This is a genomic window from Caballeronia sp. INDeC2, from assembly GCF_023631325.1.
In the GTDB taxonomy this organism is placed as follows: Bacteria; Pseudomonadota; Gammaproteobacteria; order Burkholderiales; family Burkholderiaceae; genus Caballeronia.
This window is the reverse complement of record NZ_JALQDG010000015.1, coordinates 1-21,372: the sequence shown is the minus strand read 5'-3', so window position 1 is coordinate 21,372 and position 21,372 is coordinate 1. Positions and strand designations below refer to the sequence as shown.

Annotated in this window: 22 protein-coding genes; 7 read left to right on the top strand and 15 right to left on the bottom strand. The window is 62.8% G+C overall.

Annotation, left to right across the window (positions count from 1 at the left end; all coding sequences use genetic code 11):
- Nucleotides 1–423: 423 nt before the first annotated feature.
- Nucleotides 424–1,521 carry a redox-regulated ATPase YchF gene (gene ychF / locus NCS28_RS11960; protein ID WP_250514030.1) on the bottom strand — a complete coding sequence of 366 codons (1,098 nt, stop codon included), beginning with the start codon at nucleotides 1,519–1,521 and terminating at the stop codon, nucleotides 424–426.
- Nucleotides 1,522–1,721: 200 nt separating this feature from the next.
- On the opposite strand from ychF, the gene NCS28_RS11955 reads away from it, so the two are divergent.
- From NCS28_RS11955 to NCS28_RS11940, 4 genes are all read left to right on the top strand, one after another.
- A complete protein-coding gene (locus tag NCS28_RS11955; protein ID WP_250514029.1) occupies nucleotides 1,722–2,894 on the top strand; it encodes a UbiH/UbiF family hydroxylase in 1,173 nt (390 codons plus the stop codon).
- A gap of 66 nt (nucleotides 2,895–2,960) precedes the next feature.
- A complete protein-coding gene (locus NCS28_RS11950; RefSeq protein ID WP_250514028.1) occupies nucleotides 2,961–3,692 on the top strand; it encodes a DsbC family protein in 732 nt (243 codons plus the stop codon).
- A gap of 159 nt (nucleotides 3,693–3,851) precedes the next feature.
- Nucleotides 3,852–5,651 (top strand): M61 family metallopeptidase, encoded by a 1,800-nt coding sequence (locus NCS28_RS11945; RefSeq protein ID WP_250514032.1) that lies wholly within the window; start codon nucleotides 3,852–3,854, stop codon nucleotides 5,649–5,651.
- A 145-nt stretch (nucleotides 5,652–5,796) separates the two neighbouring features.
- Nucleotides 5,797–6,393: an FMN-dependent NADH-azoreductase gene (locus tag NCS28_RS11940; protein ID WP_250514027.1), complete on the top strand. Its 597-nt coding sequence runs from the start codon at nucleotides 5,797–5,799 to the stop codon at nucleotides 6,391–6,393.
- Nucleotides 6,394–6,442: 49 nt separating this feature from the next.
- On the opposite strand, the gene NCS28_RS11935 is transcribed toward NCS28_RS11940, so the two are convergent.
- The 8 genes from NCS28_RS11935 to rpe form a co-directional block, all read right to left on the bottom strand.
- Nucleotides 6,443–7,222, bottom strand: a complete 780-nt coding sequence (locus NCS28_RS11935) for a uracil-DNA glycosylase (RefSeq protein WP_250514026.1) — start codon at nucleotides 7,220–7,222, stop codon at nucleotides 6,443–6,445.
- On the bottom strand, nucleotides 7,219–7,869 hold the full coding sequence (locus NCS28_RS11930; RefSeq protein WP_250514025.1) for a CYTH domain-containing protein: 651 nt from the start codon (nucleotides 7,867–7,869) through the stop codon (nucleotides 7,219–7,221). Before NCS28_RS11930 ends, NCS28_RS11935 begins: the two co-directional genes overlap by 4 nt.
- 19 nt (nucleotides 7,870–7,888) lie before the next feature.
- Complete coding sequence (gene trpC, locus NCS28_RS11925; protein WP_250514024.1) at nucleotides 7,889–8,674, bottom strand: indole-3-glycerol phosphate synthase TrpC; 786 nt, start codon at nucleotides 8,672–8,674, stop codon at nucleotides 7,889–7,891.
- An 11-nt stretch (nucleotides 8,675–8,685) separates the two neighbouring features.
- Nucleotides 8,686–9,720: an anthranilate phosphoribosyltransferase gene (gene trpD / locus NCS28_RS11920; RefSeq protein ID WP_250514023.1), complete on the bottom strand. Its 1,035-nt coding sequence runs from the start codon at nucleotides 9,718–9,720 to the stop codon at nucleotides 8,686–8,688.
- A gap of 4 nt (nucleotides 9,721–9,724) precedes the next feature.
- On the bottom strand, nucleotides 9,725–10,309 hold the full coding sequence (locus NCS28_RS11915) for an aminodeoxychorismate/anthranilate synthase component II (protein WP_250514022.1): 585 nt from the start codon (nucleotides 10,307–10,309) through the stop codon (nucleotides 9,725–9,727).
- 12 nt (nucleotides 10,310–10,321) lie between these two features.
- Nucleotides 10,322–11,818 (bottom strand): anthranilate synthase component I, encoded by a 1,497-nt coding sequence (gene trpE / locus NCS28_RS11910; protein WP_250514021.1) that lies wholly within the window; start codon nucleotides 11,816–11,818, stop codon nucleotides 10,322–10,324.
- 371 nt (nucleotides 11,819–12,189) lie between these two features.
- Nucleotides 12,190–12,930 carry a phosphoglycolate phosphatase gene (locus NCS28_RS11905; protein WP_250514020.1) on the bottom strand — a complete coding sequence of 247 codons (741 nt, stop codon included), beginning with the start codon at nucleotides 12,928–12,930 and terminating at the stop codon, nucleotides 12,190–12,192.
- The gene (rpe, locus tag NCS28_RS11900) at nucleotides 12,927–13,622 is read right to left on the bottom strand and encodes a ribulose-phosphate 3-epimerase (protein ID WP_250514019.1); all 696 of its coding nucleotides are present in this window, start codon (nucleotides 13,620–13,622) and stop codon (nucleotides 12,927–12,929) included. Before rpe ends, NCS28_RS11905 begins: the two co-directional genes overlap by 4 nt.
- 243 nt (nucleotides 13,623–13,865) lie before the next feature.
- Between rpe and apaG the strand changes: the two genes are divergently transcribed.
- On the top strand, nucleotides 13,866–14,240 hold the full coding sequence (gene apaG / locus NCS28_RS11895; RefSeq protein ID WP_035510926.1) for a Co2+/Mg2+ efflux facilitator ApaG/CorD: 375 nt from the start codon (nucleotides 13,866–13,868) through the stop codon (nucleotides 14,238–14,240).
- Between the two features lie 22 nt (nucleotides 14,241–14,262).
- Here apaG and NCS28_RS33535 read toward each other — a convergent pair whose 3' ends face one another.
- A complete protein-coding gene (locus tag NCS28_RS33535) occupies nucleotides 14,263–14,412 on the bottom strand; it encodes a hypothetical protein (protein ID WP_033536109.1) in 150 nt (49 codons plus the stop codon).
- Here NCS28_RS33535 and mltA point away from each other — a divergent pair.
- Entirely contained in the window at nucleotides 14,411–15,574 is a 1,164-nt protein-coding gene (mltA, locus tag NCS28_RS11890; RefSeq protein WP_502801181.1) for a murein transglycosylase A, read from the top strand. The two genes, NCS28_RS33535 and mltA, sit on opposite strands and share 2 nt — an antisense overlap.
- 64 nt (nucleotides 15,575–15,638) lie before the next feature.
- On the opposite strand, the gene paaK is transcribed toward mltA, so the two are convergent.
- The 4 genes from paaK to paaN all read right to left on the bottom strand — a co-directional run bounded on the left by paaK (nucleotide 15,639) and on the right by paaN (nucleotide 20,120).
- Nucleotides 15,639–16,943, bottom strand: a complete 1,305-nt coding sequence (gene paaK / locus NCS28_RS11885; protein ID WP_250514017.1) for a phenylacetate--CoA ligase PaaK — start codon at nucleotides 16,941–16,943, stop codon at nucleotides 15,639–15,641.
- A gap of 70 nt (nucleotides 16,944–17,013) precedes the next feature.
- Nucleotides 17,014–17,400: a hydroxyphenylacetyl-CoA thioesterase PaaI gene (gene paaI, locus NCS28_RS11880; RefSeq protein WP_250514031.1), complete on the bottom strand. Its 387-nt coding sequence runs from the start codon at nucleotides 17,398–17,400 to the stop codon at nucleotides 17,014–17,016.
- A gap of 64 nt (nucleotides 17,401–17,464) precedes the next feature.
- A complete protein-coding gene (paaG, locus tag NCS28_RS11875; protein WP_250514016.1) occupies nucleotides 17,465–18,256 on the bottom strand; it encodes a 2-(1,2-epoxy-1,2-dihydrophenyl)acetyl-CoA isomerase PaaG in 792 nt (263 codons plus the stop codon).
- 154 nt (nucleotides 18,257–18,410) lie between these two features.
- Complete coding sequence (gene paaN / locus NCS28_RS11870) at nucleotides 18,411–20,120, bottom strand: phenylacetic acid degradation protein PaaN (RefSeq protein WP_250514015.1); 1,710 nt, start codon at nucleotides 20,118–20,120, stop codon at nucleotides 18,411–18,413.
- Nucleotides 20,121–20,255: 135 nt separating this feature from the next.
- Here paaN and NCS28_RS11865 point away from each other — a divergent pair, with 135 nt between their 5' ends.
- The gene (locus tag NCS28_RS11865; protein ID WP_250514014.1) at nucleotides 20,256–21,032 is read left to right on the top strand and encodes an enoyl-CoA hydratase; all 777 of its coding nucleotides are present in this window, start codon (nucleotides 20,256–20,258) and stop codon (nucleotides 21,030–21,032) included.
- Here NCS28_RS11865 and NCS28_RS11860 read toward each other — a convergent pair.
- The coding region (locus NCS28_RS11860) for a hypothetical protein (protein ID WP_250514013.1) at nucleotides 21,019–21,372 on the bottom strand (354 nt) is incomplete at its 5' end. The two genes, NCS28_RS11865 and NCS28_RS11860, sit on opposite strands and share 14 nt — an antisense overlap.

The window sequence follows — 21,372 nt, the reverse complement described above, 5'->3', positions numbered from 1 at the left end:
CATCAATCGAAAGTGATGGACATCATTGTGCTGCGTACTGAGGTCACCCCCTACAACGGTCGAGACGAGCCGCTTACGAAGAACGAGTCGTAAGCAGCAGTCTACTCGTGACCCGTGCCACTTCCCCGTGTGCACAACTTCGCTGCCCACACCACAAGGGTGTGGACAGCCGCCTGACGGCGGTTCCGAAGTTCCACACACTTGAGACTGACGCGCCGGCGTTGCCGGCTTGCCCAATGATTATTTACGATGAGTTTGCCGTTGACCGGCGAGCGACGCAGAGTCGCATTGGTTCGCGGAAATCGTGCAATGCGGATGTCTCGCAAGTGCCTGAGTGCCAAATATAGAGCGAGGAATTTGGCGTGGAAACCTATGGCTGATGTCCATAGGTGACCAAGCTCTGGGGTGGATGTCCATACCCCCTTATGTGCGGGTGAACAAAAAGTTCATCACATCCCCGTCATGCACGACGTACTCCTTTCCTTCCGCCCGCATCTTCCCGGCTTCCTTCGCACCTTGCTCGCCCTTATAAGCGATGTAGTCATCGAACGAAATGGTCTGCGCGCGAATGAAGCCGCGTTCGAAATCCGTGTGGATCGCGCCCGCGGCCTGCGGCGCCGTATCGCCGATATGAATCGTCCACGCGCGCACTTCCTTCACGCCCGCCGTGAAGTACGTGTGCAAGCCGAGCAGCTTGAAACCCGCGCGAATCACGCGGTTCAGGCCCGGCTCGTCCATGCCCATGTCGGCGAGGAAGTCTTGCTTGTCGGCATCGTCGAGATCGGCGATTTCCGCTTCGATCGCCGCGCACACCGCGACCACCGGCGCGTTCTCCGCTTCCGCGTGCTTGCGCACCGCGTCGAGATACGGGTTGTTTTCGAAGCCGTCGTCCTTCACGTTCGCGACGTACATCGTCGGCTTCGACGTGATCAGACACAGCGGCTTGATGGTCAACTTTTCCTCGTCGGTCAGCGAGAGACCGCGCACCGGCTTCGCCTGATCCAACTGGGCGCGCACCTTGTCGAGCACGGCGACGAGTTTCGCCGCTTCCTTGTCGTTGCCCGACTTCGCCGCCTTCGAATAACGCGTGAACGCCTTCTCGACCGTCGCCAGATCGGCGAGCGCGAGTTCGGTGTTGATGACTTCGATATCCGCAATCGGGTCGATCTTGCCCGCGACGTGAATCACGTTCTCGTCTTCGAAGCAGCGCACGACGTGCGTGATGGCATCCGTCTCGCGGATGTTCGCCAGAAACTGGTTGCCGAGGCCTTCGCCCTTCGATGCGCCCGCGACGAGACCCGCGATATCGACGAACTCGACCACAGCCGGCAGGATGCGCTCGGGCTTCACGATCTCGGCGAGCGCGTTCAGACGCTGATCCGGCACTTCGACCACGCCGACGTTCGGCTCGATCGTGCAGAACGGATAGTTCTCGGCGGCAATGCCCGCCTTGGTCAAAGCATTGAAAAGTGTGGACTTGCCGACGTTGGGCAAGCCGACGATGCCGCATTGGAGGCTCATGGGATCCTTCGAACTGGTGAGACGGCGCGGGTCGCGCGGGTTTCGTCAAAAATGGTGCGCAATGAGCGGGCGAGAACCGCCCGCCACGCTGCGGCCGCGTCAGGCGGCCGGGCAAACCGCTATTGTACCGCCGTGCCGGCGGGCGCAAGCGGCGCCCGCGGCCTGCAAACCCGTTCGAACCCCACGGCTATAATGCCCGCATGACTTCGCACCCCCTCAGATTTCACGCCGTCGTCGTCGGCGGCGGGCTCGTCGGCAAGACGGCCGCGCTCGCGCTCGCGCAATCCGGTCTGCGCACCGCGCTCGTCGCGTCTCGTGCCGCCGGTCTGCCGCCGGGCGCAGCGTTCGATTCCCGGATCTACGCGCTGTCCTCGAGCTCGCAGGCGCTGCTGGAGCGGCTGCGCGTCTGGCAGGCGCTCGATCGCTCGCGTCTCGGTCCGGTGTTCGACATCCGCGTTTTCGGCGACGCCCACGCGGAACTGCACTTCTCGGCGTTCCAGGCGTCGGTGCCGCAACTCGCGTGGATCGTGGAGTCGTCGCTGATCGAACAGTCGCTCGATGCCGCGTTGCGCTTTCAGCCGAGCCTCTCGTGGTTCGAATCGCGCGCGCAGGGCATGACGATCGAGGCCGACGCCGCGCATGTCGCGCTCGCGAGTGGCGAAATGCTCGAAACGGATCTCATCGTCGGCGCGGATGGTGCGCATTCGTGGGTGCGCGCGCAAATGGGCGCGAAGATGAACCGGCGCGATTATCGGCAGACGGGTGTCGTCGCCAATTTCCGGGCCGAGCGGCCGCACGGCGAAACGGCGTATCAATGGTTCCGCGATACGGAAATCATCGCGCTGCTGCCGTTGCCCGGCGATCACGTCTCGCTCGTGTGGTCGGCGCGCACGGAACACGCCGACGAACTGCTCGCGCTCGATCCCGCGCAACTCGCGGCGCAGGTCGAACAGGCGACGCAAAACATGCTCGGCACGCTCGATTGCGTGACGTCCGCGCAGGGCTTTCCGCTCGGGCTGCAAACCGTCGACAAGCTGATCGCGCCGCGCGTCGCGCTCGTCGGCGATGCCGCGCATCTGATTCACCCGCTCGCGGGGCAGGGCATGAACCTCGGCCTGCGCGACGTGGCCGCGCTCGCGGATGTCATCGCAAACAAGGAGTCGTTCCGCGATCTCGGCGATCCGATTTTGCTGCGCCGTTATGAACGCGCGCGCCGGGAAGACATCCAGAAGCTCATGTTCGCGACCGACGGCCTTCAGCGGCTCTTTTCCGTGCCGGGCACGCTCGCGCGGGCGGTCCGCAACACGGGCATGGCGTTCGTCGGCGCGCAGCCGCTCGTCAAGCGCTGGCTGGTGTCGGCGGCGCTCGGCTGAAACAGTCCATCGATATTCCACAGGCGCGACGCTCGCGCTACGCTCAAGCGACTCACAGGAAACCGCATGAAAAACACCTTTCGCATCGCCCTCGCGACGGCCGCTGCGCTTGCCGTGACGATCGGCATCGGCTGTTCGGCGCAGGCCGATGAAACCACCGACAAGATCAAGTCGACGCTCGAATCGCGCATGGGCGACGCCACCATCAAGAGCATCCAGAAGACGCCCGTGCCGGGACTCTACGAAGTGAATCTCGGCTCGCAGATCGTCTATAGCGATGCGACCGGCAACTACGTGCTGATCGGCGATCTCGTCGATACGCGCAGCAGCAAGAATCTCACCGAGGCGCGGCTCTCTGAGACCAACAAGATCGACTTCACGAAGCTCCCGTTCGAGAACGCGGTGAAGGTCGTGAAGGGTAACGGCAAGCGCAAGATCGCGGTGTTTTCCGATCCGAACTGCCCGTACTGCAAGCAGCTCGAATCGACGCTGAAATCGATCGACAACGTGACGGTCTACACCTTCCTGTATCCGGTGCTGTCGCCCGATTCGACGGCCAAGTCGAAGTCGATCTGGTGCTCGCAGGATCGCGCGAACGCGTGGGAAAGCTGGATGCTCGACCGCAAGGCGCCGACCATGACGGCATCGTGCGACACGACCGCCATCGACAAGAACCTGAAGCTCGGCCGTTCGATGAACGTCACCGGCACGCCGACCGTGTTTCTCACCGATGGCCGGCGTCTCCCGGGCGCCGTGCCCGCCGACCGGCTCGAAAAGGAACTGTCCGCCGTGCATTGAGCGCGGCGCGAACGAGGAAGGGAGGCGCGCCATGCGCCTCCTGTGTTTTTACGGCCTTGCTTTTGCGAAAGCGCAGCGTAAAGAAGCAAGGCGCCGGGCGTGGCCAGGCGCGCCCAGAACAAGAACAAGGACATCGAGATGACTACGCTCATGCAAACGATGCAGCCCGTCCGCTACCGCATCGTTCCGAAAAATCCCGCCGCGCATCTCTTCGAAGTGACGCTCACCGTCGCGCAGCCGGACCCCGCTGGCCAACGTTTCATGTTGCCGGTGTGGATTCCGGGCAGCTACATGATTCGCGAGTTCGCCCGCAATATCGTGACGCTGCAGGCGTTCAACGCGGCGGGCCGCAAGATCGCGATCGAAAAGATCGACAAGCACGCATGGCAAGCCGCACCGGCCGACGGACCGATCACGCTGCGCTACGAGGTCTACGCGTGGGACATGTCGGTGCGCGCTGCGCATCTCGACGACACCATCGGGTTCTTCAACGGGACGAGCACGTTCCTCGCGGTGGAAGGGCAGTCGGCCGCGCCGTGCATCGTCGATATCGAGCCGCCGCCGGGCGGCGCGTATCGCAACTGGCGCGTCGCGACCGCGCTTGCCGAAGCGCGCGGCACGAAGCGCTACGGCTTCGGCAGCTACGAAGCGGCGAACTACGACGAACTCGTCGATCAACCCGTCACGCTCGGCGAATTCGCGCTCGGCAGCTTTACCGCGCACGGCGTCAAGCACGACATCGTGATCTCGGGGCGCGTCGTCAATCTCGACATGAACCGGCTCGCCGCCGATCTGAAGCGTATATGCGAAGCGCAGATCGCGCTTTTCGAGCCGCGCACGAAGAAGGCGCCGGTGGAACGCTACGTGTTCATGACCGTCGCCGTCAGCGATGGATATGGCGGACTCGAGCATCGCGCATCGACGGCGCTGATCTGCAATCGCACGGATCTGCCCGTGCAGGGCCGCCCGGAAACGACCGAAGGCTATCGCACGTATCTCGGCCTGTGCAGCCACGAGTACTTCCATACGTGGAACGTGAAGCGCATCAAGCCGGCGGCGTTCGCGCCGTACGATCTGTCGCAGGAAAATTACACGACGCTGCTGTGGCTCTTCGAAGGCTTCACGTCCTACTACGACGATCTTCTGCTCGTGCGCAGCGGCCTCATTTCGGCGGGCGACTACTTCAGTCTGCTCGGCAAGACGATCGGCAGTGTGCTGCGCGGCACGGGGCGCTTCAAGCAGTCGGTCGCGCAAAGCTCGTTCGATGCATGGGTGAAGTACTACCGCGCCGACGAGAACGCGCCGAACGCGATCGTCAGCTATTACCAGAAGGGCTCGCTCGTCGCGCTGGCGTTCGATCTGTCGATTCGCGCGCAAACCGACAACCGCAAATCGCTCGACGACGTGATGCGTCTCCTGTGGCAGCGCTACGGGCGCGATTTCTACAACGGCAAGGCGCGCGGCATTCGGGAGGAAGACGTCGAGGCGCTCTTCGCGGAAGCGACCGGCGCGGACCTGCGCTCGCTCTTCCGCGACGGCGTGCGCGGCACGCGCGATCTGCCGCTCGATGCGTTGTTCGAGTCGTTCGGCATCGCGATGGCGCCCGATTTGCCGGGCAACGGTGCGTCGGTCAAGCCGTCGCTCGGCGCGCGCGTCCGGGGCGGCGCCGACTGCACGCTCGCCGTCGTCCATGAAGGCAGCGCGGCGCAGAAGGCGGGATTGTCGGCGGGCGACGTGCTCGTCGCGATCGACGGACTGCGCGTGACCGGCTCCAATCTCGACGCGCTGCTGTCGCGCTATCTGCCGGGCGCGAAGGTCGACGTGCACGCGTTCCGCCGCGACGAGCTGCGCCGCACCGAGGTCAAGCTCGACGGGCCGGAAATCGCGCGTTACGTGCTGACGGCCATCGACGGACGCGGCCCGTCGAAACAATGGCGCGAGCGCTGGCTGAAAGGCTGATTCCGGAGCGGTCGGCGGATTGTTCTACCGATGCAACGATCCGTCACGACCGCACGGCTTTTTCTCGGGCGTCGAAAAACGAAGAATGCTTCCTAAGCCGGGCGCCGACGGTGCCCGAAACCCGATCAAGGAACTGGAAGCCATCATGACGACGATTCTGCAAATCAACTCCGCCGCCCGTTCGCAAGGTGCTCAATCGACGCTGCTTGCCGACGAACTGACCGCGAAACTGCAACAAAGCAACCCGGGCGCAAAGCTCGTCGTGCGCAATCTGCTGGGCGACAACCTTCCGCACCTCGACGACGCCACGCTCGGCGCGTTCTTCACGCCCGCCGATCAGCGCAGCGCGGAACAAGCCGCGATCAACGCGAAGAGCGAAGCGCTGATCGCCGAGTTGCAGGCGGCGGATATCGTCGTGATCGCAGCGCCCCTGTACAACTTCGGCATCTCGTCCCAACTGAAGACGTATTTCGACTGGATCGCGCGTGCCGGCATCACGTTCAGCTATACCGCGAACGGTCCAGAGGGCCTCGTGAAGGGCAAGAAGGTGTTCGTGGTCTCGGCGCGCGGCGGCAAGTACGCGGGCACGCCGAACGATTCGCAGACGCCGTTCCTCACGACGTTCCTCGGCTTCCTCGGCATGACCGACGTGAGCTTCATCTACGCCGAAGGCCTGAACATGGGGCCGGAAGTGGCTGGCGCGGCGCTGGCGTCGGCGCGTGAGGCGATTGCGGCTGTTTAAGCGTCGCTGATTTCAAGCAAAAACCCCGCAGATGCGGGGTTTTTTGTTTTCAAGCGAGCAATTCCGGCTCGGCGGGCAAGCGCCAGTCGATCGCATCGCGCCCGTGCTTTGTCAGATATTCGTTCGCGAGCGCGAAATGCCCGCAGCCGAAAAATCCGCGATACGCCGACAGCGGCGAAGGATGCGCCGCCTCCAGCACGCAATGCGATTTCCCTGTGCCTTCGATCAAACCGCGCTTCGCCTGCGCGTGCGCTCCCCAAAGCATGAACACGAGCCCGTCGTGACGCTGCGCCATTTCGTGGATCAGTGTATCGGTGCATTGCTCCCAGCCGCGTTTCGCGTGGCTGCCCGCTTTATCTCGCTCCACGGTCAGCGACGTGTTGAGCAGCAGTACGCCTTGCTTCGCCCATGAATCGAGACAGCCGTGCGCGGGCGCAGGAAAACCGAGACTCGCGTGAATTTCCTTGAAGATGTTGCGCAACGACGGCGGCGGACGCACCGGCGCGGGCACCGAGAACGCCAGGCCGTGCGCTTGCGGCGCGCCCTTGTCCTCGCCGTGATACGGGTCTTGCCCGAGAATCACGACCTTCACGTCGGCGGGACTCGTGAGACGCAGCGCGCGAAAGACATCGGCGGGATAAACCGTCTTGCCGGCGGCGCGCTCGGCATCGACGAATGCGCACAACGCCGCGTAATGCTTGCCGTCGATGAAAGGCTTCAGATGCTTGCGCCAGTCGGCGGGCAGCGCCGCGAACTGGCTTTCGAGCGTCGTGAAAGGCGACGCAACCGCGGTTTCGTTGTCCGCGAAGAGGGAAGGCTGTCGGCTCATGCTCGGGCGTTGCGGATTTTTTCGGGCTGTTCGCGCAGCAGATATCCGCGCTGCGCCTTGCTGAGATCTTCGGGAACGAGCTCGGGAAATGCACCGCGCAATTCCGCCGCGAGCATAGAAAGTGCGGATTCTTCGCCGGATTTCAGTTCCAGCTCCAGCTCGCTGATGTCCGCGCGACGCGTTTCGCCGTCGACGTCGGCGGTGATATGGCCGAGATCCAGCGCGACTTCGATCTGCGACCCTTCACGCTCGATATCCCACACGATGCGCCTGAAGTCGGTCTTGAAGAGCGCGATCAGATCGGGCGCGGCGCGTTGCAGCGCTTCGCGCGCGGCGTCGTTGTCGCAGGCGGCGATCAGCGCGTCGATTTCGAGCGCTTCGCCTTTGACGGGCAGTTCCCACTCGTGACGATTGCTCAAGCCCGCGACCGATTTTCCGAGCGTCTTGAACGTCTGCAGCCATTGCTCCGGCGTGCGGCGCAGGCGCAGCGCGGACTTCGCCTTTGCGAGCGCGCAATCCGGCGTGTCGAAATAGACGTTGGCAAGCTCGATCGGCTTGCCTGCCCCGGTGCGTTCGTCGAAGAAACGCGCGACGTCGTCGTGTTGCGACGGCGCGAGCGCGAGCTTGAGTTCCCGTTCGATGCCCATGCGGTTCCTGTCGGTTAAATCAGAAGAACATGCGCGCGAGTTCCACGCCCGGATCGTCGGCGCGCATGAACGCTTCGCCGACGAGGAACGTGTGCACGCGCATCGCGCGCAGCCGGTCGACGTCGAGGCGCGACAGAATGCCGGATTCCGTCACGACGATGCGGTCGTCCGGCACCGATTCCAGCATGCCGATGGTCGTGTCGATCGTCGTTTCGAACGTGCGCAGATTGCGATTATTGATGCCGATGAGCGGCGTCTTCAGCGTGAGCGCGTCGCGCAGTTCGTCGGCGTCGTGCACTTCGACCAGCACCGCGAGCCCGAGCGAGTGCGCGTAGGCTTCGAGATCCTGCATCTGCGAGAGTTCGAGCGCGGCGGCGATCAGCAGAATGCAGTCCGCGCCCATCGCGCGCGCCTCGATGATCTGATAAGGATCGATGATGAAGTCCTTGCGCAGCACCGGGAGGCTGCACGCGGCGCGCGCTTCCTCCAGATACGCGACGCTGCCCTTGAAGAACTGCACGTCGGTGAGCACGGAAAGGCACGCGGCGCCGCCTTTTTCGTACGAGCGCGCGATGTCGGCGGGCACGAAGTTCTCGCGCAGCACGCCTTTCGACGGACTCGCTTTCTTCACTTCGGCAATGACTGCCGCCTGATTCGCCGCATGCTTCGCCCGCAACGCGCCGACGAAATCGCGCAGGTCGCGCGCACTGGCTTCGAGCTTCAGCTCTTCGAGCGGCGCGCTTTGTTCCGCGGCGCGAATTTCCTCGCGCTTGACCGCGATGATGCGATCCAGAATGTCACTCATGTTGGCTTCCGTTATTTCTTCGCAAACTGCTGCGTGAACTTCACGAGCGTTTCGATCTTCTCGCGCGCCGCGCCGCTCTCGATCGCCTCGCGCGCGGCGGCCATGCCGGCGTCGATCGAATCGACGACATCCGCAGCATAAAGCGCCGTACCGGCATTCAATGTGACGATCTCGCGCGCCACGCCCGCCTTGTTGTTCAGCGCGCCGAGCAGCATGGCCTTCGATTCCTGCGCGTCCTTCACCTTCAACGAGCGATTCGACACCATCTGCAGGCCGAAATCCTCCGGATGAATCTCGTACTCGGTCACTTCACCGTTTTTCAGTTCGCCGACTTTCGTCGCGGCGCCGAGCGACACTTCGTCCATGCCGTCCTTGCCGTAGACCACGAGCACGTGTTTCGCGCCGAGACGCTGCATCACGCGCACCTGAATGCCGACGAGGTCTTCGTGAAACACGCCCTGAAGCTGATTCGGCGCGGCGGCCGGATTCGTCAGCGGCCCGAGAATATTGAAAATGGTCCGCACGCCGAGTTCGCGGCGCACGGGCGCGATGTTCTTCATCGCCGGGTGATGGTTCGGTGCGAACATGAAGCCCATACCGGTTTCGGCAATCGATGCGGCCACTTGTTCCGGTGTCAGATCGATGTTCACGCCGAGCGCTTCGAGCACGTCCGCGCTGCCCGATTTGCTCGACACGCCGCGATTGCCGTGCTTCGCGACCTTCGCGCCCGCCGCGGCGGCGACGAACATCGACGCGGTGGAGATATTGAACGTGTGCGAACCGTCGCCGCCAGTTCCGACGATATCGACGAAGTGCGAGTTGTCTTCCACTTCGACGTGATTCGCGAACTCGCGCATCACAGTCGCGGCGGCCGCGATCTCGCCGATGGTTTCCTTCTTCACGCGCAAGCCGGTGATGATCGCGGCAGCCATGACGGGCGACATCTCGCCGCGCATGATCTGGCGCATCAGATGCAGCATTTCGTCGTGAAAGATCTCGCGATGCTCGATCGTGCGTTGCAGCGCTTCCTGTGCGGTGATGGTCATGTTGTTAAGCCCGCTTCCCGGTCGAGGAGTTTTTCACGAAGTTTTCGAGAAGCGCGTGGCCGTGTTCGGAAAGAATCGATTCCGGATGGAACTGCACGCCTTCCACTTCGAGTTCCTTGTGACGCACGCCCATGATTTCGCCGTCCGGCGTCCATGCGGACACTTCGAGACAGTCGGGCAAAGACTCGCGCTCGATTGCCAGCGAGTGATAGCGCGTTACGTTGAAGTGTTTGGGCAGATCCGCGAACACGCCTTTACAGTCTGTCTCGATCTGACTGACCTTGCCGTGCATGATTGTCTGCGCGCGCACGACGCGTCCGCCGAACGCCTCGCCGATCGCCTGATGACCGAGGCACACGCCCAGAATCGGCAGCTTGCCGGAGAATTCGCGCAGTACGTTGAGCGTGATGCCCGCGTGCTGCGGATTGCTCGGTCCCGGCGAGAGGCAGATGCGTGCGGGATTAAGTTTCGCGATATCGTCGAGCGTGATTTCGTCGTTCCGATACGTGCGCACGTCCTCGCCGAGCTCGCCGAAGTACTGGACCAGGTTGTAGGTGAAGGAATCGTAGTTGTCGATCATCAGCAGCATGGTCTTGTCTCCTCAGAAGTCGCTGTCGAGGCCGTCTTGCACTTGCTCGGCGGCGCGCAGCACGGCGCGCGCCTTGTTCTCCGTTTCCTGCCATTCGGATTCGGGCACCGAATCGGCGACGACGCCCGCTGCTGCCTGCACGTAGAGATTGCCTTTGTGGATCAGGCCGGTGCGAATCGCGATCGCGAGATCCATTTCGCCGCTGAACGACAGATAACCGACTGCGCCGCCATACAAACCGCGCTTGACCGGCTCGAGTTCGTCGATCAGTTCCATCGCGCGGACCTTCGGCGCGCCGGACAGCGTGCCGGCGGGAAAGGTTGCACGCAGCACGTCGAAGTTATTCATGCCCTCTTTGAGCGTGCCTTCGACCGAACTCACGATGTGCTGCACGTGCGAATACTTCTCGATGATCATCTTGTCCGTCACCGAAACCGAGCCCGTCTGCGCAATGCGGCCGACGTCGTTGCGCGCGAGGTCGATCAGCATCACGTGTTCGGCGATTTCCTTCGGATCGTTCAGCAGTTCGGTGGCAAGCTCGGCATCGCGCTCAGGCGTGTTGCCACGCGGACGAGTGCCGGCGAGCGGACGAATCGTCACGATGCGATCGTCCGCGCGCTTTTCCTGACGCACCAGAATTTCCGGCGACGCGCCCACGACGTGCATTTCGCCGCCGAAGTTGTAGTAGTACATGTACGGCGACGGATTCAGCGAACGCAGCGCGCGATATAGCGAAAGCGGATTGTCGCGGAACGGCTTGATGAGCCGCTGGCCGACCTGTACCTGCATCAGCTCGCCCGCCGCGATGTATTCCTTCGCCTTGCGCACCGCGTTCAGATAGTCTTCCTTCTTGAACTCGCGGTACGTTTCGGTGCGCACGCTCGCGGACGTCACCGGCGGTTGAACCGTCACACGCAGACGCGCGCGTAGTTCGCGCAGACGATGCTTCGCTTTGGCATACGCTTCGGGCCGGGTCGGATCGGCATAGACGATCAGATAGAGCTTGCCCGCGAGGTTGTCTATGACCGCGACTTCTTCCGTCAGCAGCAGCTGAATGTCGGGCAGGTTGAGATCGTCGGTCGGCGCGGTGTGCGCAAGTTTTTTCTCGATGTAGCGCACCGCGTCATAACCGAAGTAGCCGGCGAGACCGCCGCAGAAACGCGGCAAGCCCGGACGCGTCGCGACCTTGAAGCGCTTTTGAAATCGCTCGATGAACGCGAGCGGATCGCCTTCATCCGTCTCGACGACATTGCCGTCGGTAACGACTTGCGTCTTGCCGTTCTGCACGCTCACGGTCGTGCGCGCCGGCAGGCCGATGAACGAGTAGCGCCCGAAGCGCTCGCCGCCCACGACGGATTCCAGCAGGAACGAGTTCGCGCCGTTGCGCTCGGTCTGCGCGAGCTTGAGGTAGAGCGAGAGCGGCGTTTCGAGGTCGGCGAGGGCTTCGGCGATGAGCGGAATGCGGTTGTAGCCTTCGTTAGCCAGCGATTGGAATTCGAGTTCGGTCATGTTGCGATCCTTGAGCGACGCGCGCTTTTAAGGGTGGCGCGGCATCGGGAAGTGCAGGGCGCTGCGGTCGGTCGAATCCCGTGATGATCGCATACGACGGCCCCACCGCTTCGAATTGCCGAAGCGGAAAAGGCGGCTCGCGCAGCACGACACGACGCGTGCCTGAGCGAGGCTCGATATACAGCGAATCAACGGGACGGCGCGGAATGCGCAGCGAAACAAAAAACGGATGCTGAAGCAAATGAAGCGAAACGCAACATGGCTTCAGCGAACCTCGGGCGAGGTTAGCGCGACCAGCGACGCCAGGGCCAGGCTCCCCGGTCGATGCTGCTCAGACTCCGTTTTCTGTTGAGAAACATGAATGGATGGACTTATTCGGTGAGTGTTGCATCCGGCGGCGCCAGAGTGGCGGCAATCGCCAGCGCTGCGGTGCGCAGCGAGGAAACTATACCATCGGATTTCACCGATTGCACAATTTTCCCATGGTTGTAACCGTACGGAACGGTCAACGTCGCGAGGCCGGCGGCACGGCCCGCGAGCGCATCGTTCTCCGAATCGCCGACCGCCACGGTTTCGCGAGGCAAGACGTCCAGGCGTTCGCATGCGGTGAGCATCGGCAGCGGATCGGGCTTCTTCGCGGGCAGCGAATCGCCGCCGAGAATCACCTTGAAAAAGTCCGCGATGCCGAAGTGCGCGAGCAACTCTACGGCGAACCGGTGCGGCTTGTTGGTCACGCACGCAAGAACGACGCCGCTTTCGCGCATCGCTTCGAGGCCTTCCTTCACTTCCGGGAAGAGCGCCGAATGCTTGCCGTTGACCTTCGCGTATTCGCTTTGATAGATCGCGAGCGCGTCGTCGAATTGCCCAACTGCTTGCAACGGCGACAGGCGCACCGCGAGCACGCTGCGAATCAGATTCTCCGAACCCTTGCCGACGTAGCCCGTGACTTCGTCGCGCGTCACCGGCTGTGCAATGCCGATGCGCGCGAGCATCGCGTTCAGCGCGGCGACGAAGTCATCGGCGGTGTCGACCATCGTGCCGTCGAGGTCGATGATGGCGGCCCGGATCGGACGGTTCACGAAAGGCGACTGCGCCGCTGCAAGTTCACTCATTCCTGCGCTCCCGATCCGACCTTGGCCAGTTCCGCGCGCATCGCATCGATGACCTGCTTGTAGTCGTGCTTGCCGAAAATGGCGGAGCCCGCGACGAACGAATCGGCGCCGGCTTCGGCGATTTCCGCGATGTTCTCGACCTTCACGCCGCCGTCGACTTCCAGATGGATTTCGCGGCCCGTGCGATCGCGATACGCATTGATGCGCGCGCGCGCCTCGCGCACCTTGTTGAGCGCCTCAGGAATGAACGATTGCCCGCCGAATCCCGGATTCACCGACATGATCAGCACGAGATCGAGCTTGTCCATCACGTGGTCGAGGTAGATCAGCGGGGTCGCCGGATTGAACACGAGGCCGGCTTTGCAGCCGTGATCGCGGATCAGCGACAGCGTGCGGTCGATATGATCCGAACCTTCCGGATGAAAACTGATCACATTGGCGCCGGCTTTCGCGAAATCCGGCACGATGCGGTCGACCGGGCGCACCATCAGATGCACGTCGATGGGCACGTCCACATGGGGGCGGATGGCTTCGCACACCAACGGGCCGATCGTCAGATTCGGCACGTAGTGGTTGTCCATGACGTCGAAGTGGATCCAGTCGGCGCCGGCGGCGACGACATTGCGGACTTCTTCGCCGAGGCGGGAAAAGTCGGCGGAGAGGATACTGGGAGCGATGTGGAAGTGCGCCATGGACGTGTGCGGGTAGCGGCCTAAAGCAGTGATTTTAACTCGCGTTTTCTTTTGAGTCCCTCGTCCGAATGGCCTATGAAGGGCGCGCCGACGTGGCCTCGGACGCCAATCGTGTTGCGGGCGCCGCTCGCATCAAGCAGAATGCCAGACCAATAGAGGCGCGCCCGCGCGCTTTTCGTCCGCGTTTTTTTCGCGCTTTGGTCCGGTGACGCAGCGAGCAGTTGAACTGGAATTGGAACCACGATGAGCCAGTACGAATTCAGCGTTTCCGTGGAGACGCGGTATTTGCCGGAACAGTCCGACCCGGATAGCCGACAGTACGCGTTCGCTTACACGTTGACGATTCGCAACACCGGCCAGGTCGCGGCGCAGTTGATTTCGCGGCACTGGATCATCACCGACAGCAACGATCACGTGCAGGAAGTGAAAGGGCTCGGCGTCGTTGGGCATCAGCCCCTTCTGCCTCCGGGCGAGCAGTTCGAATACACGAGCTGGGCAGTGATCGCGACGCCGGTCGGCACGATGCGCGGAGAGTATTTCTGCGTGGCCGAAGATGGCGAGCGTTTCGAGGCGCCCGTAGCGGAATTCGCGTTGCATATGCCGCGCACGCTCCACTAGCAGGCACCGCGGCACGTGGCGCTTAGCGCCGTTTCGCCGGATCGTTCGAGCGGTTCTGGTTCTTCTTCTTGCCCGAAGCCGTCCACACGACGATGAAGATCAGCAAGGCGAGCGCCACGAGCGACTCGAGCGCAAAAATAAGCATTGGATATTCGTCGAACAGATCAGACATGGCGGTTCCCATCAAGAACGAGCATTGTATGCGTTTCGTGCGGCCGACCGCGCGAGCAGCGGCCTGGGCCGCATCGATTGCAACCGCTGTCCTGCTCGCCTCGTGCGGAGGCGGCAATTACGTGAAGCCGGGCCCGAATACGGCGACCGGCACACCGGCCGTTCCCGGACAGCGCGCTGCGTCGCGGCTGACCGCGGTGAGCTGGCAGCAGGTGCCGGGCTGGCAGGACGATTCGCTGATCGGCGCGACAGCCGCGCTGCGTCAAAACTGCAGCCGGCTCGCGCGGCAGGCCAACTGGCAGAAGGCGTGCGCGGCGGCGTTGCGGCTCGACGACCTCGACATGTCGGCGGCGCGCAGCTTCTTCGAGAGCTACTTCACGCCCTTCCAGCTTGCCAATACTGACGGCTCGCTGGACGGCCTCGTGACCGGCTACTACGAACCGCTGTTGCGTGGCTCGCGCACGCGCCACGGGCCGTATCAGTACGCGCTGTATCGCTGGCCGTACCGCTATAAGCCCGGCTCCGCATTGCCTACGCGGGCGCAGCTCGAACGTTCGGGCGTATTGAACGGCAACGAGCTCGTGTGGGTCGACGATCCGATCGAAGTGTTTTTCCTGCAGGTGCAGGGTTCCGGACGCGTGACGATGGAAGACGGCAGCGTGATGCGCGTCGGCTTCGGCGGCACGAACAATCAACCGTACCGGTCGATCGGCAAGGAACTGCTCGATCGCGGCGAACTCACGCCCGCGCAGGCGACCATGCAAGGCATAAAGGCATGGGCGAAGGCGAACCCGGCGCGTGTCGACGCGCTGCTGGACGTGAATCCGCGCTTCGTCTTCTTCCGTGAGATGCCCACGAACGAAACGATCCCAGCTAGCCTTGGCGACGGGCCCGTCGGTGCGCTCGGCGTGCCCTTGACGCCCGAACGTTCGATCGCGGTCGATCCTTCGGCGATCCCGCTCGGCACACCCGTCTTCCTTCAGACGACGCGCCCGCTCAGCAATCAACCGATGAACCGCCTCGTGTTCGCGCAGGACACCGGGACGGCAATCAAGGGCGGCGTGCGCGCGGATTACTTCTGGGGTCTCGGCGACGATGCCGGCGATCTCGCCGGACGGATGAAGCAGGGCGGCAGGATGTGGCTGCTGTTGCCGAACACCTGATTCTTGCGCGCTTTCATCGGCGATAAAAAAGCTCGCGGCTGTCATGGCTCGCGAGCTTTTTACGTCATGGCGTCAGCTTGCGCCGATCGATCACGCGCCGCGCCTTGCCAACCGAACGTTCGATGCCGTTCACAGCGAGCACGTTCACCACGGCGCTTACGCCGATCAGGGCCTTGATGTCGTAGGCGAGCGCGGCCTTCGCGCCGTCGAGCGCCGCGGTGTCCGGCGCCGATTCCGGACAAGGCTCAACGTTCAGCGTGAGGACGTCGAGCGGACCTTCCTTAGTGAGCACGATCTGATAGTGCGGCGCGAGCACCGGACGCTTGAGCAGTAATTCTTCGATCTGCGTCGGGAAGACGTTCACGCCGCGCACGATCATCATGTCGTCGGAGCGGCCCGTGATTTTCTCCATGCGACGCATCGTGCGAGCGGTGCCGGGCAGCAGGCGCGTCAGATCGCGCGTGCGATAGCGAATGATCGGCAGCGCTTCTTTCGTGAGCGACGTGAACACGAGTTCGCCGAATTCGCCGTCGGGCAGAACTTCGCCGGTTTCCGGATCGATGATCTCGGGATAGAAATGGTCTTCCCAGATCGTCGGGCCGTCCTTAGTTTCCGCGCATTCGGACGCCACGCCCGGCCCCATCACTTCCGAGAGCCCGTAAATGTCGACGGCGTCGATGCCCATGCGCGCCTCGATGGCGCGACGCATGTCGTTCGTCCACGGCTCGGCGCCGAAAATCCCGATGCGCAGTGAGCAGGCCGCCGGCTCGATGCCCTGGCGCTCGAGTTCATCGGCGATCGAGAGCATGTAGCTCGGCGTAACCATGATGATGTCGGGCCGGAAGTCCTGGATCAGTTGCACCTGCTTTTCGGTCTGGCCGCCGCCGAATGGGATCACCGTGAGGCCCGCGCGCTCCGCACCGTAATGCGCGCCGAGTCCGCCGGTGAAAAGTCCGTAACCGTAGCTCACATGAACCTTGTCGCCGCGTCGCGCGCCGGCTGCGCGAATCGAACGCGCGACGAGGTTCGCCCAAGTGTCGAGATCCTGAGACGTATAGCCGACGACCGTGGGCTTGCCCGTCGTGCCGGACGACGCGTGAATGCGCGAGATGCGCTCCTGGGGCACGGCGAACATGCCGAACGGGTAGTTATCGCGCAGATCCTTTTTGGTGGTAAAGGGGAACCGCGCGAGATCCGAAAGCGAAGTGACGTCGTCGGGGTGCACGCCGGCTTCGTCGAACTTGCGCCGATAGACCGGGGAATTCTCGTACGCGTGTTTGAGCGTCCATTTGAGGCGTTCGAGTTGCAGCGCCGCGAGTTCGTCGCGGCTTGCCTTCTCGATCGGCTCGAGCGGCAGCGGTGTGGTCATTGCTGTCTCCTTGATGCTGACTGTGCGGCGCGGCTTTTTCCCGCCACGTCCGTCATTTGGACGAGTCCCGTCACGCGGGGATCACGGTGCCTCGAATTTGCGCCGATTTGCCGCGAAACATGGCGACCGCATCGCCTTCCCGATTCGTGACGCGGATGTCGTAGATGCCTGTGCGGCCGCTCAAGGTCTGCTCGATCGCTTCGGCAGTCAAACGATCGCCGCCTCGGACGGGACGCAAAAACTCGATCGAACAACCCGCGGCGACGGTGCTGACGTTGTACGAATTGCAGGCAAACGCGAATGCAGAGTCCGCGAGCGTAAACATCAGGCCGCCGTGGCAAATCGCATGACCGTTGAGAAAATCAGGGCGCACGTCCATTTGGAGCCGCGCATAGCCGGGCCGCACTTCGATCAGCTCGATGCCGAGTGCGCGCGTGCATGCGTCCGCTTCGTACATGGCCTTGGCTGTGGCTTCCGCGAGTTGTTGTGGCGTCACAGGTCTCTCCAGATTGATTCGGTTCTCACAGTCCTTCGAAGCGCGGCGCGCGTTTTTCCTTGAACGCGGCGACACCCTCGATGTAATCGGGCGAAGCACCCAGCTCGCGCTGCAGATCGCGTTCGAGGTCGAGCTGCTCGTCGAACGTCTTGTTGACGCTCGCGCGGATCGCCTGTTTGATCGCGACGACCGCACGCGCCGGCTGCTGCGCGAGTTGCGCGGCCAATTGCGCTGCCGCTTGCGGCAACTCGGCGTCGTCGACGACGCGCCACACGATGCCCCAAGCCTCCGCTTTCTCCGCGCCGAGCTTTTCACCTGTCAGCGCAAGCCCGAGCGCGCGCGCTTCACCGACACGGCGCGGCAAGAGCCACGTTCCGCCCGAATCCGGCACGAGGCCGATCTTCACGAATGCCTGGATGAAGCTCGCCGATCGCGCCGCGACGACGAGATCGCACGCCATCGCGAGATTAGCGCCCGCGCCGGCGGCGGTGCCGTTCACAGCGGCGATGACAGGCAGCGGCATCGTCTGAAGTCTTCGCACGAGCGGATTGAAGTACTCGTCGATCAGGTCGCCGAGATCCGACATCGAGCCGGGCGTGAAGTCCAGATCTGCGAGATCTTGGCCGGCGCAAAATCCGCGGCCCGCGCCGGTAATGACCAACGCGCGCGCATTGCCCGCCTCGATTCCAGTGAGCGCCTGATTCAGTTCGCGATGCATCTCGCGCGTGAAGCTGTTCAGCCTGTCGGGTCGATTGAGCGTCAACGTCGCGACGCGCGTTTGCGCATCGACATGGACCAACACGGACTTTTCTGCCATTGCTCCTCCTCTGTCGCCGAATCTGGCTGCGGCGGCGGTACTGACCGGTTTCCTTACATCCCGATACTAGCCGCGCGGCCGGCTGCTTTCCATTAGGCCGAATGGCATAAGCCGTTTGCACGGCGATTCGGCCTTTGCGCGTGTGTGTTTTGGCTTATGCCGTTTGGCCGACTTCCGCCGGCGCAGCCTTGGGAGCAACATGAACACGGCTTTGAACCACGCGGAAACGGTTGGCGACGAAAGCTGCGTCGGAGAGCGCGGAGTTGGCTGCCGGATTCGCACCCGTTCCGTGGAAGTCGGAGAACGCAGCCGTCTGATTGACGAACACGCCGCCCGTGAGATTGATCGACAGCGCGACGCCGCCTTCGATGGCTGCTTCATGCGCGGCTTCGATCGTCTTGTCGTCGGTGCTGTAGACCGACAACGTCAACGCGCCGTGCGTGCGTGCGATCGAGCCGGCGAGTTCGAGCGATTGCGCGGTCGAGTCGGTGGCGACGATGAACGAGATCGGACCGAACCATTCCCTGGTGAATTTGGCTTCGTCGGTGCGCGCGTCGAACTTGAGCATGAGCGGGGTGTGCACGCGCGCGTTCGGAAACGCCGGATGCGCGAGCGATTGACTGTCGAGCAGGACATCGCCGAGTTTGCGCGCTTCGGCGATGCGTTCCACGACGCCTTCGTTCTGGATTGCGCCCGTGAGTTCGACAGCGCGTGCCGGATCGGATGCCAGCTTTTCGACGGCGCTCGTGAGGGCTTTCGCGACGTCATCGAAGCTCAATTGCCCGTCGGCAGTGCGGATGCCATTGCGCGGCACGTAGATGTTCTGCGGTGCGGTGCACATTTGGCCCGAGTAGAGGGCGAGCGAAAAAGCGATGTTGCGCGCTGCGGCCTTCATATCGTCCACGGAATCGATGACGATCTGATTGACGCCGGCCTTTTCCGTGTAGACCTGCGCCTGATGCGCGTTGCGTTCGAGCCAGGTGCCGTTTTGCGTGCTGCCCGTGAAATCGATCAGCCTGATTTCGGGACGCACGGCCAGTTCTTGAACTAACGCGCCGTCGTTGGGTTCGGTCGCGAGCAGAGTGACGACGTTCGGATCGAATCCCGCCTCGCGAAGCACTTCACGCGCGATGCGGACCGTGATTGCGAGCGGCAGAATCGCACCGGGGTGCGGCTTGACGATGACAGTGTTGCCGGTCGCGAGATCGGCGAACATGCCGGGATAGCCGTTCCAGGTGGGGAATGTGCAGCAGCCGAGCACGAGGCCCGTGCCGCGCGGGACGATGGAAAAGCGCTTTTGCATCGCGAGCGGCGGGTTCTTGCCTTGCGGCTTTTCCCAGTGCGCTTCGGCGGGAATACGGCGCAACTGGTCCCACGCGTAGACCACGGCCTCCAGCGCGCGGTCTTGCGCGTGCGGGCCGCCAGCCTGGAAAGCCATCATGAACGCCTGGCCGGTCGTGTGCATCACGCTGTAGGCGATCTCGAAACTGGCGCGATTCAAACGCGACAGGATTTCGAGGCTGACGCCAACCCAGGCTTGCGGGCCGGCGGAGCGCCAGTCCGCTTGTGCGTCGGCTGCGGCTCGGATGAGCGCGTCGGGATCGGCCTTTGGATAGCGGATGTCGAGCGCAACGCCGAACGGCGACCGCTCCTTCCCGACCGTCTCGCCCGTCGAAGGCTGATCGAGTTCGAAGGTCTTGTCGAAGTGGGCCTTGAACGCGGCTTCGCCGTCGGCGTTGGCTGTTTCCCCGTACACTTTGGGGCTCGGCATTTCGGCAAACGGGCTCCAGTAGCCGCGCGTTTCGATGGCTGCGAGCGCTTTGTCGAGCGTCGCTTCGTGCTTCGTGAATAGCGGATGTGTCATGGTCGCGAGAAGAGTACGAGGAAAAGGTGCCGGGTCGAATAATTAACCGACCGGTTGGTTGGTGATGTTAGCATTATCGAGATACAGTGACGACGTCTTTTCATTAGGGCTTACCTGAGGATCCCGGAGGAGCGAATGGTTTATGAGAATCTGCTGGTTGAAACGCGCGATCGGGTTGGGCTGATTACGCTGAACCGTCCGAAAGCGCTCAATGCGCTCAACGATGCGCTGATGAACGAACTGGGCACCGCGCTCAAGGCCTTCGACGCCGACGGGAACATCGGCGCGATCGTCCTGACCGGCAGCGAGAAGGCTTTCGCGGCCGGAGCCGACATCGGCATGATGGCCAGCTATTCCTATATGGATGTCTACAAGGGCGACTACATCACGCGCAATTGGGAAACGATCCGCACGATTCGCAAGCCCATCATTGCGGCGGTCGCTGGCTTCGCGCTCGGCGGCGGCTGCGAACTCGCGATGATGTGCGACATCGTCATCGCCGCCGATACCGCCAAGTTCGGTCAACCCGAGATCAAGCTTGGCGTGATTCCCGGCGCGGGAGGCACTCAGCGCTTGCCGCGCGCCGTTTCCAAGGCCAAGGCGATGGACCTGTGCCTGACCGCGCGCATGATGGATGCGAGCGAGGCCGAGCGTGCGGGGCTGGTGTCGCGCGTCGTCGGGGCGGATCGGCTTCTCGACGAGGCAGTCGAGGCCGCGACGATCATCGCCGGCTTTTCGCTTCCCGCCGTGATGATGGCCAAGGAGGCAGTCAATCGCGCGTACGAGACCACGCTCGCCGAGGGCGTGCATTTCGAAAGGCGCTTGTTCCATTCGCTCTTCGCCACGGAGGATCAGAAGGAGGGTATGGCGGCGTTTGTCGAGAAGCGAAAACCCGTCTTCAAGCATCGCTGATCTCGTTCGAAAAAAGCACTTGCGGTTCTCGATCGCACTCACTAGAATTCCGTTCCTTCGCGATTCGATGAACGCGAAGGAAGCGGGAGTGGGCGGCATCGGTGGTGTGCTCGGGGCAGGCAGTAGAAGGTGCTGAGCGGTTGGCAAGAAACGAAAGCTTGAAATTCTTGTTGACACGAACCGGTGGGTTGTTCATAATCTCGTTTCTCTGCTGCTGATGCAGCGACGCAAGACGGTGGTGAGGTAGTGACTGTCCTGCGATGTGCTCTTTAAAAACTAACAGCCGATAAGTGTGGGCGCTTGATTGCTGGGTGCGGCCGGTTCTTCGGAGCTGGTAATG